Source organism: Herpetosiphon geysericola (genome assembly GCF_001306135.1).
GTDB lineage: Bacteria > Chloroflexota > Chloroflexia > Chloroflexales > Herpetosiphonaceae > Herpetosiphon > Herpetosiphon geysericola.
The window spans coordinates 1-13,606 of sequence record NZ_LGKP01000044.1 but is presented as its reverse complement, the minus strand read 5'-3'; the positions used below and the strand labels follow the sequence as shown (position 1 = coordinate 13,606).

Genomic DNA, 13,606 nt, shown 5'->3' with positions numbered 1-13,606 from the left:
TCGCCGCACACCCCCGACACACCCCCCGCATTGCCCCCGCATTGCCGCATGCACGGCGCACAGTCCACGCACGGACGCGACACCATGCCCGTCAGAACCCGCTATGCTGCCAGCAGTGGTTTCTTTTGCATTCATTTGGAGGTGTTCGATGGACTTGTTCGCCCCCACGCCCGATGGAACCGGCATCGCGTGTGCCGTGCTCTCATTACACGAGGTTCTGGAATGCCAGGAATATGGGGTCTTGCCCCGCACCGAGGGCATGCACACCCTCCATGTGTCGGATCTCGATGTCACGGTTCATCTGGCGCATGGCGGTGCGACGGCCACGCCAGCGGCCAACACCCCGCTCGGCATGTGGCTCGGCTTCCCCTCGCTATTGGCCCATGCGCTTCACCAAGCCAAACAACGCCGCGCATCCGGCGGCATCTGGTACTCGATTCCCCTCACGCTCACGGCGGAGGCGCTGTGGTAAGCGCGGAACAACCACCGACCATGCCACCGATCATGGAGGTTCCGCCGTGGGACGATTCCGTGCCACCGCGTGTTCAGCCCGATCGGCGCGCCGTCATGGCCCTCGTCATTGCGGAGGAAGGAGCGCAGCAGGATGAATGATCAGTTAATGGATGCGAGTAATAAAGGCTTGCTGCTCGATGTCATGCAGTATTGGCTGGCCATGCCTGCGTGGTGGATCACGCGCATGCTCATCCTGATGCACGAGGCCTGTGCGGTCGTCCTCAGCGTGGTCATGCGCGGAGCATTTGCGACCCCGGAGGTGGGTTTGCCGGGCTGGGTGGAGTTGCTCACCGCAACCTTAATTGGCACTTGGTACAGTCGTGCCCTCGCCTTGGGCATGCTGGGCTTAGGCTTAACCTTCATGCTGATAGGCAGTGGCATGCGCATCAAGCTCGTGCAGCCGCGCGCGTTTGGGCGCTGGACGCTGGTCATGGTGCTTTTGGCCATCGCCGCACCGAGCCTGTATGGGACAACGATTCAGTTGATCACGCAGGTTCCGGCGTTGGTGATGCCGCCGATTGTCGATCGGTTGCCCCCGATTCGCGCCGCGTGGATTACGGTCGCACAGGATGGCGATCCGGTTGCCCCCTTTGACCCCGCGAATCCGGCCTATGCCAGCCGCGCGGCGGTGCTGGCCGTTCCCCCAACCGCCTCCAGTTGTGCCACCATGGTCACGAGTGGCCGCAGCTGCGACCATCCCATGTATGCGCCATTGGATGCGGTTTTGGCGCTCTGGCGGACTGACCGGACAAGTCTCATCAGCGGCATTGATGGGATCACGCATGCCACGCCCGATGGCAGTACCACCGTCCAATTAGATGGCTTGCCCCCGGATTTTGCGGCCTTGTTTTATCCCGATGCGACCCAACCGTGGTATGGCGGCGCGTTTACCACCGATCCGAGCGGCATGCAGAAGCGCCGGGAAGCGTTGAATACGGCCAGTATTGGCACGCTGCACGCGGTGGCGGGTGTCCTTGCTGCGCTGGCAACCCTGATGCCGACCCTTGCCCAAGCGCTGATGACCGTGTGTGGAGCCTTATTGTTTCTCTTGGGGATCGTGGTGGCCCCGATCGGCATGTTCGGCAACCAACGCCACTGGGTTGCGGTGGTCTATCGCAGCTTTTTTACCATCAGTGGCTGGCAAACCGTGCTGGTAGTTGGGACGAATTTGGCCACTTTTCTCTTGTTTGGCACGCCAGACGAGCCAGGCATTGCGATGGCCTACCCGACGATGCTCGTCGTTCTACCGCTGTTTGTGTGGGTGCAATGGCGGGTGCTGCGCTTTGCCATGCGGTTGAGTTGGCAGGGGTTTGCTGCCGTGCGCACGGTGGTGAGTCGTGAGCCGTTGCAACGCTTGCTCGGCGATCAGCCTGCGGCGGCGACCGAAGCCCGTGTGGCCGCAACCGGACACTATACCGCCACGAGCGATACCGCTGCCATGCAGCCCACGCTAGCCACCACCACCTTGGCCCGCGATCCACAGCCACACGTAGCAACCACGGCGTTGGCATCGACGCAGGGCATGACAAACACGCCAAGCACGCAAACTAGCACCAGGTCGGCGCTGCCGTCGCTGATCAATCCCCGTGGGCTGGCCTTGCGGATGCAGCAGACGGCCCAACGCACCGTGCAGCGCGTGCAACAGGTTGATCACCAGATTGAGGTCACGGAAGCACGGATGCTGCGCAGCAGTGAAGTGCGCACGGATACCCAGCTTGACCGCGCCGATCAGGCCATCACCACGATGATTGGCGGTAAAACGATTGCCGCAGGCGTAACCTATGCCCATGAGAATGAAGTAATGCCAGAATGGCTGTTTGCGCCCGCGTCTGATCCAGCGAGCGCTCGGTCAGCATCGCCGTCGCCGCGTGTGCCGCAATCGCATGCGGCACGCCCCGCACCCAAGAGCAATGGTGCAGGCCGCACCACGACAGCGGAACGGCCAACCGAAACGGCAGCGGTGTCGCCGACCCAAGAACTGCCCACGCGCGCCGCGCCGCGATCAGCCCGCCCACCAGCCGCTGATCAGCCGCCAACGCAACCATTGATCGCCAGTGCTGCGGTTTCGGCAACCCCAACACCAGTCACTAAGGTTGTATTGCCCGATGATCCCATGCCAGCACCCAAGGCCACAGTCGCCAGTACTGCGCATGGGAATGCATCGGGCATACTCACATCCATGCACACAGCGGCCACCGCAGCACCAATCACGCAACCAAGCGCAGCGCAGGAATCGGCATCAGTTCTGCCGACACCGCCCACACAGGAATTACCTGCCGCCGCGCCAATCCGGGGAACCGTAGCCCCACCGCCTGTCCGCCAACAGACTCCTGCACAGCCAGCCGCACCGCGCACGCCAGAAGTGGCCAGCAGCGCACCGCGTGGGCCGCAGCGACCGCCAGCCCCAGCCTCCGTTTCGACCAACGAAAACGGACTGGGCAATAGCACCGCCACGTCGATACCAGCGGCAACCAGCCATACCGAATTGCCGACACCATCCGCACAATCGGATGCGTCCGCAGCGCAGGCAACCCCTGCCGTAGCGACCGCGACCCATACGCCCATGGAGCCAGCAGCACCCATGGTGGAACCGCGCACGCCGCAGGCAACGACCCGCCCTGCCCGATCACGTTCACGGGTTGGCATGCCTGTACAGGGGCAATTAAGCACATCAATAATTGACATAACGAAAGAGGGACAACCAACGCAACCAACGACGACACCACCAGTTGATACGCCGCTGATTGCGCCGCGTTCAGAGAACCGAGGTCGTCGATGAAGCCATCATCAGCCATTTGGTCAGGCATACGACGACCGATGATCGGATGCACACATAACGCACACACCGTGCAACAACCACGCACCTATCGTGCAGAAATGGGCATGGGGCATGCGCCTGCTCAGGGAGTGGCATGGAGGGCCATTTGGTCGTACCGACACTCTTTAACAGCCTGCGCAGCCATCATTTGTTCATCGGGTCGTTCATCGAGCGTTCGTGTGCTCCACCGAACAGTCACCGATGGCAATCTCATTGCGCAGCATGTGCTCCGCCGATCACCCAGCCAGCCAATCCGCTGGAGAAAGTTTGGTATGAAGACACCCCACGGCTATGCGCCCAATCCCATGGAAATGCAGTGCTTGATCCTCTTAGCCCGCCTTGGTCGGCTCCTCTCGCGCCACCTTGCGGTCGCCTGGCAGGGACAGCGCCATCCTTCGACGATCAGCCGCGCACTCAACAACTTGCTGGCTGCCGATCTCGTGACCTATGTCGAACACTTTGAGGCACCGCCCGCGCGGAACAAACGGATGACCTTCTGGAAACGCCATGGGCGGATCTATAGTTTGACTCCGTTAGGCTGGAGCTATCTGAAGGAAGGCTATCCCGAGCTGGAGGAAGGGAAGGAACGCCTTGCACCAACCTATTTCAACCCACGCCATCAAGCCGAACACCAAATCGAGTACGCCGATCTCGTCACCAGCATCATTCGTGACCTTGACACCATTCCGGGGATGGTCGGCATGAGTAGTTATATCGAGATGGATTTGAGCGATCAGGCCCGACCACGGGCTGATGGGATTGTCGTGCTGCGCCGCTGGAAACATGCGATGGTGCATGCCGACGAGCGCTCGTCGTGTTATCCATGGTTGGTTGTTCCCCGCCAAGAAGGGCAGATTGACGAACTCTTCGCGATTGAGATCGATCGGGGAACCGAGGAACCGAGCATTATCACGGGCAAGGCCCAATCCTATGGCACGCTCTATGAATCGGGGTCATGGCAGGAACGCTTTCAATGGCCGATCATCGCCTTTGCCGTGCCGACCGAACGCCGCCAACAGGTGATTTTCGATGCCTGGCATCGGGGGTGGCCCGGTGGGGCCATTCGCTGTACCACCTTCGATGCCATTCATGCCCATGGCGCACTGGCGCCGATCTGGACGCATCAGCATCACCGTGAGCTGACCTATCAGGTTCCCTTGCTCCGTGCCACATGGGCCGAGGCGGTGATCGCATGACCCCCTGCCGTATGCCACACGATCCCGTGCTGGTCGCCAGCCTGCACGCAGGTCTCAGCGCTTTGGGGCCGCTCGACCGTACCGCAATTGGCCGGATCTGGTTTCCGACCAAAGGCGATCAGGCGATTCGGCGTATCTTACGACCACTCGTCCAGCAGCACCTGTTGCACGCCACGGTCATCAGCAACGGACGGCAACGGATTGCGATGCGCTACCACGCCACGGCGGTGGGTGCGACCACTGATCCGATTCTGCCGCCGATTCGCATGGCCGCTGCCCTGCTCGAAACCGCGCAGCGCCTGTCCGATTTGGTCAGCGTTCAGACGACGGTGTTGGATACCTATCGGGGCGGTGGCCGCATTGTGGGCCTGCGCACCCGCAGCGCCTCGCGTCGTCGCCCGTCAGCACCCGTGCCGATCCTGCGCTGGAATACCGCCGCGCCTCGCGAACGGGAACAGGATACGTGGTACTTGCTGGTTCCTGATCACGAACAGGTCTCGCGCGATCAGCATGCCATGCGGGCGCGCTGGTATCGCGAACTGGCCACCACGCGGGGCTTTCCCGTGCCGATTCCGCTGATTCTGACCACGCCGCAGCGCATGGCACTCGTGGAATATGCCTGGACTCCGCATTGGCCGCAGATCGTGCTTGGTGATGCTACGCCCGATGGCCCATGGACGGACGTGGCGTGGCAGCCCATCATCGATGGCAAGGCTATCCCGCCGCCCGTCCCGATCACCCAGCTCGCGCGCTAACACACATGGTGTCCGTTCTCAACGGGGTGTTTTTCTCACGTTTGTTTTGGAGGAGTTTCGCATGACCGCTCACATGCTTCCACCGCGCCGTCGGCGCACCACGTTTGCTCGCCTTGGAGGTCGTATGGTAGAGAATGATGGATTCAAGGAAACCGTAGCGCCGGAGGAGGAAATCAATCGGGCCGATACCGCTCCTAGCGCCGTGTCTCAACCCGTTACCGCCGTGCCAATCGTCGCTACACCGCCCATCACGGTCGTGATTCCACGCGCCGTGGAGCCGATGCCCACGCACTTGCCGCATGCGCTAATCCAACCGCCCGTGGCCACACCAGTCGTCGCCGAGCGCAGCGTGGACGCAGCGCCGCAGCCCGTGGTGGTCAATCCTGCCGCGCCGCGTCAGCCCGATCGGCATCGGGTGGAATCCATCACGATGCGGCCGACCGAACCCAGCACGCCACCCCCAACGGGACTGGCTGCGCCCATTGTTCAGCCCGAACGCCCGCGCTATGGTGGCCCACGGCTGCCACGCGCGCGCTCGACCTTCGAGGCCTTTGCCCCGCATATCGACCGTTGGGGAACCAACCATATCACCGTGGTGGGACGCGCCACGAATGATCCGGTAACGGTCGTGCGGCCCACGGCAGGCGGCGCATTCAATCGCTATACGGTCGCCATTTATGACCAGGTGCAGAGCGATGATACGGTCTTGCCCCAGATCTCGACCGTGGTCATGCTGGTGCCGCGTGATGCCGCCAGTCTCAATGCCGCGTTTCAGCCGGGCCGCATGCTGACCGTCAGTGGCCGCTTGGTGGTGCGCACCCACTTCGATGGCCGCTATGCCCGCACCAGTGAGTTTGGCGGCATGTTCCAGACCCAGCCCTATGTCTTGGTCGGCAGTGCAGCGCTTACGCGCGGTGATGCCAGTCGCCAGCAATATTTAATTGGCCGGTTGTCGGGCACGGTGACGGGCATCATTACCCAACCGACCACGCGCTACCGCTTTGACCGCCAGCAGGAGCTGGTGGTGCTCATGCGGGTGACCGAAGCCTTTGATCGGCCACCACCTGCGCGTGGCCAGCGCATCGAGCACCAGATTGTGCCGTTGCTCGTGCCCCTCACGGTCGCCGAGGCACTGCCCACGCTCGCCACAGGCATGCGCATCCAAACCGAAGTCGAGTTGCACGTGCAGCATCGGATCTTGGGTAATCATCACTTTGCGCTCACAGGCGTGCCCGATGAGGCCAAGACGCAGCTGCGCCATCGCGAGCGCTGGACACTCGTCGCCACATGGATGGAGGAACAAACCGCATGCAATCCTGTTTCCGACTCGTCAGCATCGGACTTGTCATAATCACCGTGCTGAGTAGTTGTGGAGGTCGCCCCCTTCCGGCGACCTCTCCCAATACCGTCACGGGCAAGCCGCAGTGGTGGTGTCCGACCCCGGTCATGGCAGGCGATCCCACGGCGATTGCCGCGATGCCCACCGTCACACCCTACTACCACCGTGACCAGTTCATGCTCGGTCAGGATATTGTGAGCAACAGCATGCGCGTCACCGTGCATGCCATCACCGACGGCGAAACGGCTCCCGACGCAATAGGCGGCGGGCAGCTACGCTGGGTTGATCTCGAAGTGACCAGTGCCGTCTCTCTGCCGCTTGATCTGGCGGCGCAAGTCGTGATCCGCGAGGTTGATCAGGATGCGGGGCAAGCCGCTCGTGGCTGGTGGACAACCGACACCGCGACACTGGCCACCACCGCAATCACGTTGCCAACACGGCTGGAGGCGGGCATGCCATGGCGCGGCCAGATTCCGATTCGCACGCCGCTAGGCAAGCCCGTGTTTGTGCTGGTGTACCGCACGCCGAGCGATGCCCTGCTGCGGCAGCAGCCGACCGACGGCGTGATTGTGGTGCAGAATCGCCGCGACCCAACCTGTGCAGGGAATATCGCCCGCGTCCCGTTCCCGACCATGCCCGCAGGCGGTGGACCAGGCGCGCCGATTAATGGCACGCCCGTCGCAGTTCCTCCGGGCACGAATCCGCTCGTGGCCTATGCCGTGAGCAAGCTGGCGTGGCCCTATATCTGGGGCGGCGAAAGCGAGGCGGAAGGCGGGTTTGACTGTTCGGGATTGATGTACGCCGCCTATGGCAGTGTCGGGTTGACCGTGCCGCGTACCTCGCAGGCGATGTGGCAAAGCGCACAGATCCAGCGGATTGGTATCAGCGAGCTGCGCCCGGGTGATCTCGTCTTTTTCCACACCGATAGCAGCCGCTTCAGTAGCCCGCCAACCCATGTGGGGATGTATATCGGGGATTTCAACGGCAATGGCACACCGGATCTCGTGCACGCGCTGAGTCCGGCGTGGGGCATTCGGATTGAGGACAATTGGCTGACCAAGCCGTGGCTGGTTGCGCCATGGCCCGATGGTACGCCACGCCTGTGGGGGGCTGGCTATTTTGTGAATCCCTATCGCTAGTTCATTAAAGGAGGATTCGATGCGTTGGTTCATTCTTGTGCTCATACTGCTTATGCATCCATACAGCACGTTCGCCCAAACGACCCCGTTGACCGTGCGGGTGCAGGATGCGACCACGATACAGCCCGTGGCGGGTGTGGTAGTAACCTTTACGCCCGTGGGTGGCCAACCGATTACGGCGATCAGTGATGCGCAGGGTGTGGCCGTTGTCACACTCCCCGCCGATCGCGTGATCGTCACACTGGCCGTTGCGGATGGCACCGTGATTCCGTGGGAAGCACCCTATGCAGGCGGTTATCCCATCCAGTCCGTTGTGGGTCTGACCACCTTCACGGTGCAGATCGACCCGGTGACCGGAGTGGCCTATCACGCGCTGGAGCAGGATTGGGCGGGTGGCCCGACCCAAGCCGATAACCCGACCGCAGCCTTAGCACCACCCGCCACCGGAACCGCCATCGCCGCCCAAACTGCCACCGCTGCGGTCGCGCAGCTGCCAACCAGTGAAATCGTACCGCCCACACCCATGCCAACGACCCTGCCAGTCGCACCACCCACGAGCGTGCCCAGTGCCGTTCCCACCAGCAGCCAGCCCGTGCTGGCGATCCTGCCGAGTAGTCCCCCCACCCCACCAGCAGCGCGCCCATGGACGACGTGGCTGCCCCTCGTGGCGGTTGTGGGAATTCTGCTGTTGGGCTTGTGGTCGTGGCGCGGACGCATGGGGGTGCTGCGATGATGTGGCGGAGCCTGTTCCTGCTTATCCTGCTCGGGTGTTTTTTGACACCAGCAGCCACGACAGCCCAAACCCCAACCGTCACCCCATCCGCTGCCATATGGGCGTTTGATACCCCGCGCACGTTGGGCCGGGACATCGGCGTGATCCGCGGATTGGCCACCGCGCTCGATGCGCAGGGCTATGCCCATACCAGTTACCTGCGGGCGAGCGAGTTTATGGCCAATGCCAGTCACAGTGCGCTGATTGTCCAAGGCGTGACCCTCGCAGGCGACCGCTATGAACGGCGGTTGTGGCAGGGCGAACCCAGCGCTGGCCCAACCACGATCACGGCGCGCCAAGGACGGATTATTGTCGCGGCAACCTTGGATAGCACGGTGCGCCTGTGGGAGAGCCGCGATAGTGGGGCAACATGGCGCGAGTTGTCCAGTCCGGTGCGCGCCAGTGTGGCCCAGCTGGCAATCTTGCCCGATGGCCGCGCCGTGCTGGCGCTGCTGAACCGCCGTGGGATGCAGTTTACGCTCACCATCGCAACTGAAACCGCAGCTGGCAGTAGCAGATGGCAGGTGGCCAGTCCATTGCCTGCCAGCCCCAGCGCGGTGGTGGTTATGTGGCAGCGGGACGCGGTGCGCACCAATCAAGAAGCATTGCCACCAATCGTCATTGCCCAGGGCATGGCGGGTGGCGTGCAACTGGCGAGCAGCCCAGATGGCACAACGTGGCAATCGCAGACCATTGCCAGTGCCACGCCCCATGCGCTTGCCCTAAGTGCCGTCGGGAATCAACTGGTTATAGTGCATGAAGAATATGGGGCGCGGGTGCTGTGGTTGGCCAGTTCAACGTTGAATGATGGATGGCAGGTGACGCGGCTTGCTACTCCATCATCGGTGATTGTCGAGGCGAACCCACTGCTCCACGACCCACAAACCGATATGGTTATGCTCCTCACCACCTGCCGCTTTCCGGAGCGCCCGTTTGGCAGCCATCGGGCGCAGCTGTGCCTGAGTCGGGTCGCAATGGACGAGCTGCATACGGCGAGCGCGTGGGAAGCACAGTGGCGTGAGCCGTGGACACCCATCGCGATGGCTCAACCCCATACGGCGCAGGCCGGAGCGGTCGTGGTGATCCATGGCATGCAGGCCCATGTGGCGTGGGTGGGCCAGTATATTCCCAGCGACTTTCTGCATATTAATGCGACGCAGGCAGGATTTGTGACCGCGAGTGAAGCCATGGCGACGACCGTGCGGATTCCGGCACTAGCACAGCTGGATGTGCCGTGATGAAAGAGCGAGCAATCCCGTCGAAGGATTGATTAGTCGGATAATCAATCCTTCGACGATGGTGGTTTTATAGTGAGCGAGGAGCCAGAATACAACGAAATCCTAGGATGATGTCATCGAAGATGGTGAGATACCTCTCACTCGCCGCGCAAAAACCATTTATGTTTCTACCAGAATATGCGCCACCCCGCACCATCATTGCATCATCACTATCCCGCACAGCTTGCTGCCCAGGGCCGCCGACATACTCATAGCGCGAGGCTGTCCATTCCCACAGGTTACCAACAGTATCCATCGCGCCACAGGCCGCTTGGCCGAGCAGTCCTAATCCAATCGGTAGAGGGCGATCTCCATCACTCCAATCATAGACCGCATGCTCCGGAGTGGCAGACTGATCGCCCCACGGAGAGGGTTGGCGCTGACCGTCGGCGTTATAGACCACCGCCATTTCCCATTCCACTTCACTGGCAAGACGAATACAATATCCCTGCGGCAACCATGGCACAAGGTGCGCCGTCAGCCACTGGCAATACGCTACTGCCTCATACCAACTTACCCCATAGACTGGCTGATTGCGGTATTCCTGCTCGGTTTGCTGACTCCAACGCCATGGTTCCGTTCGCAATTCGTTCTCTTTCCACGTCAATCCATGCTTCGTCCACCAATCATCATTGGTATAACCACCAGCATCCATAAACGCCCGATATTGCTCAACCGTGATCATAAACCGCCCGACCCAATAGGGTTGAAGTTCAACCGTTACCGCTTGTTCTGTTTTCTTCCACCCACCAACCTGATAGCTGCCCGCAGGGATAGAGCGCCAATAATGATTGCCCTCACGGCTAAACTGCTGCGAAAGCTGGCACGTCTCGTGCTGCCATTGCGCGATACTCACCGGATAGCGCGGATCACCCAAGCCTGCTAAGAGTTCGGCGGCTTTTTGCCGTTCGCGCACCAATAAGGGCGCTGGCTCCATGGGTTGGCCATGGTGATACGCCAACGCCGCTTGGGCATGGGCACGGTCTTCGAGCAGCTTAACCAGCCCCGCCCGTAATCGTCGCTGAATCCGATCAACCTTGATCTGCTTGCCGTTCAACAAGCCCCAATCACAATCCGCGCCTAACTCGGCCGCCAAGATCAGATCGCGATACCAATCATACTGATGCATCTCCCCCGCTTCGTAGGCATCGGAATCAACCAAGGTTGTCAGGAGTTGGTCAATTTTGGCACTGCCAAGACTGGCTTTCGTCAGGCAGCCAACCCCTAAAAAGATTGGTTCGCGCCAGCGGTCATCACGGCGTAAGGCCAACAGCTGATCGAGCGATTCATAAAACACCAAGTGGCGACCCACGCTCTGTTCTTGCAAGGTCAAGTGCGCAAAGGCATACACATTGCCTGCATCCTCTGGCTGAAGCAAGCCGCTGCATTGATCGATATAGGTAATACAGCGCTCCGCCGCCCGATAGGGGTCGGCCACGTTCACCCGCGCAAAATACTCCATTAATTCGGCTTTCAACTCGCGACTCGAAATCCGCCCACGCCCATCCGCTGAAGAGGCGGTTAAGTGGGCCTGATAACACAACCGATCCAACACCTGATCGCGTACCTCATCGCCCGTTATCCGGGCATCCCCAACCGCCTGCCCCAAGTTCTGCCCGTTGCGACTGGTGGTGTCCCACTCACCCAAGAGTTGCTTCAGGATATCGTCATATAGGCTATGGCGGTCGCGTGGCAACACGCCCTTGCGAGCTAACACAAAAATCATCATGCTCAACAGCAATGGATTGTCGGCCATGTCCCGTAAACGACGGAGTTTGGGGTCGTGCAATGCCTGCGTCAGCTGCTCGCCATAGCGCTCAATAGACTCGTGCTCAATCAAGCCCTTGGCATGTAACAACGGAAACCATCTACTGATAAACTGCCGCATTTGGCCACCGCTCAACGGAGCCAATTCGATCATCGGCCAGTGGGTGATCTGACGATATTCTTCCGTCCATGCGCGGGAGCGGCAGGTGATCAGGATACGGGCAGCATAGGCATTGGCAAACAAGCGGACAAAGGTCAAGAGCGAGCGGCGATCAAGGCTGTGTTCATTGGCCTCTAGCGGCACTTCATCCAAGCCATCAAAGACAAACAACACCGTCAGCGAACCTTTTAACCCAGCCTTCAGCAGTTCACGCGGCTGTTCAAGCCCATAGGTTGTTTGCAAATGCGCACATACCGCATCGAGCAGCAGCCCAATCTGTGGTGTGTCGCACAACCCGACATCCTTCCCAACTAATATGCCTGCCAAGGTGCGCAAGGGCATGAACACGGGCAACAAGCGCTGGTTGTCATCCCAGCCCAGCAAGCCTGTATGGTGGTTCACCTGATCAAGGCCACGCTGGGCCAAGGCCCACACCAGATGCTTGGCAAAGGTTGATTTGCCGCTCCCCGGCGAGCCACAGAGCACGAGGTAGGGGTAATTCAAGACCGTTTCCGTCGCCAGTTCGGCGCGAAACAACGACATCATCCCGGATTGTTCATCTTCAGCGACCGCAATCATAGCGTGATCGGGCAAACACCGATCAGCGCTCAATTCCTCGGGAATCTCAAATCCCCCTTGCTGATAGTCCTCAACCTCCTCTGGATTCAAGGGTCGCACCACCCGCTGCCGTCCCTGCACTGCCAGCATCATATAGGCGGAGGCGAGGTCAATCCCTGACGTGAGATGAGACGATCCAACCCCGACCACCCGCAGCGTATTGTGGCTTTTCGTCACTTGCTCCAAATAGGCAACTAAGCGCTGGCGCTCCGCTTGTTCCGGTAAACGGCCATAAATAATTGTCCCTAAATTGACCCCCACTACGGGGCCGTAGAACTCGGAATCATCAGCGTTGACAGAACCAGTGGTATTCGCGGCCATAGGAACAACCTTCTTTCGTGCATGGGGTGAATTTGGGTTGATTGTAGCGGGATGATTTGCGCATGTAAAGCCTACTGCACAGCTCCAGAATTATCGACCACCAGATCGTTAGCCAACCAAAAAACGACGTGTGCTCGACGAATGCATCCACCCATTCGCACGATTCGCATAAACCTCCTATAATGGGTCGGAGATCATCGTAGCCAGCACTGGAATTGTATCCATGCCAACACGTTTGCTTTCCTTACCGGATATCACGGGCATCGCCGCGTGTGCCATCAATCCCTTCCAAGCCCAGTCAGTAGCGGCAACGACGGCCCTCTGCGAAGCCAGCCCAAGTGTTGGCCTGGGTCGGTGGCCGACCCTATCCGGAACGGCTGCTCCAGCGGATTTTTGCGGCAACGCGGGTGAAACGACGTTTGGATCGGGTGGGCTTTCTACGGGTGCGTCGCTGGCGGATCTACAGTGAAATTGGCTTGGCCAAGGAGGCCGTCGAGGTGTGGCTGGAGCCGCAGCATGTCACGATCACCTATGCGGATCACCACCTGCGGTCGTATCCGGCGACGATTGATCAGGATGGCTGGATACGGACGATGGAAGACGGCACGCGCTACGAGCATCCCTTTGGGAGCCGGCAATTAATGCTGTGGGATGTAATTGAAGACGACTGGGGCAAAACCCAGTATGTCGGCAGCACGCCGCGACGAAAGTCCACTATCCCGCTCGCAGAGCAGTTGCGCTTCGCACTTGGATAAGCCGCTTCACTAAGTGATCCCTATGTGTCCACTATGTCATGGCTTAGCGTGCTACAGAACTGCCCAAGGGTGGCGTATGCTCATCAATTTTGGTTGAAATTGACGACAGAAGACAGAAGGATGATTTCTGTCGTGGGTTTGTGTTCATTTTGAACGTTTGAACAATAAAAATTAAA

The 13,606-nt window shown here is 60.3% G+C and carries 10 protein-coding genes; 9 read left to right on the top strand and 1 reads right to left on the bottom strand.

Annotated elements, in window-relative coordinates:
* Positions 1–148 precede the first annotated feature (148 nt).
* The 8 genes from SE18_RS25995 (at position 149) to SE18_RS25960 (ending at position 9,770) form a co-directional block, all read left to right on the top strand.
* Positions 149–472, top strand: coding sequence for a hypothetical protein (locus tag SE18_RS25995; RefSeq protein ID WP_054537397.1), 324 nt, complete (start codon positions 149–151; stop codon positions 470–472).
* Between the two features lie 132 nt (positions 473–604).
* Entirely contained in the window at positions 605–3,292 is a 2,688-nt protein-coding gene (locus SE18_RS25990; protein WP_054537396.1) for a hypothetical protein, read from the top strand.
* A gap of 311 nt (positions 3,293–3,603) precedes the next feature.
* Positions 3,604–4,527: a replication-relaxation family protein gene (locus tag SE18_RS25985; RefSeq protein WP_054537395.1), complete on the top strand. Its 924-nt coding sequence runs from the start codon at positions 3,604–3,606 to the stop codon at positions 4,525–4,527.
* A gap of 11 nt (positions 4,528–4,538) precedes the next feature.
* Positions 4,539–5,282 (top strand): hypothetical protein, encoded by a 744-nt coding sequence (locus SE18_RS25980; RefSeq protein ID WP_236707012.1) that lies wholly within the window; start codon positions 4,539–4,541, stop codon positions 5,280–5,282.
* 430 nt (positions 5,283–5,712) lie between these two features.
* Positions 5,713–6,633, top strand: a complete 921-nt coding sequence (locus SE18_RS25975; RefSeq protein ID WP_236707009.1) for a hypothetical protein — start codon at positions 5,713–5,715, stop codon at positions 6,631–6,633.
* Positions 6,591–7,760 carry a C40 family peptidase gene (locus SE18_RS25970; protein WP_083470171.1) on the top strand — a complete coding sequence of 390 codons (1,170 nt, stop codon included), beginning with the start codon at positions 6,591–6,593 and terminating at the stop codon, positions 7,758–7,760. The genes SE18_RS25975 and SE18_RS25970 overlap by 43 nt, the downstream gene beginning before the upstream one ends.
* A 19-nt stretch (positions 7,761–7,779) precedes the next feature.
* Positions 7,780–8,493 (top strand): Ig-like domain-containing protein, encoded by a 714-nt coding sequence (locus SE18_RS25965; RefSeq protein ID WP_054537391.1) that lies wholly within the window; start codon positions 7,780–7,782, stop codon positions 8,491–8,493.
* A gap of 41 nt (positions 8,494–8,534) precedes the next feature.
* Complete coding sequence (locus tag SE18_RS25960; protein WP_236707007.1) at positions 8,535–9,770, top strand: exo-alpha-sialidase; 1,236 nt, start codon at positions 8,535–8,537, stop codon at positions 9,768–9,770.
* 67 nt (positions 9,771–9,837) lie between these two features.
* On the opposite strand, the gene SE18_RS25955 is transcribed toward SE18_RS25960, so the two are convergent.
* A complete protein-coding gene (locus tag SE18_RS25955; protein ID WP_054537389.1) occupies positions 9,838–12,675 on the bottom strand; it encodes an NACHT domain-containing protein in 2,838 nt (945 codons plus the stop codon).
* A gap of 407 nt (positions 12,676–13,082) precedes the next feature.
* Between SE18_RS25955 and SE18_RS25950 the strand changes: the two genes are divergently transcribed.
* A complete protein-coding gene (locus SE18_RS25950) occupies positions 13,083–13,430 on the top strand; it encodes a hypothetical protein (protein WP_201783542.1) in 348 nt (115 codons plus the stop codon).
* The last annotated feature ends 176 nt before the right edge of the window (positions 13,431–13,606 follow it).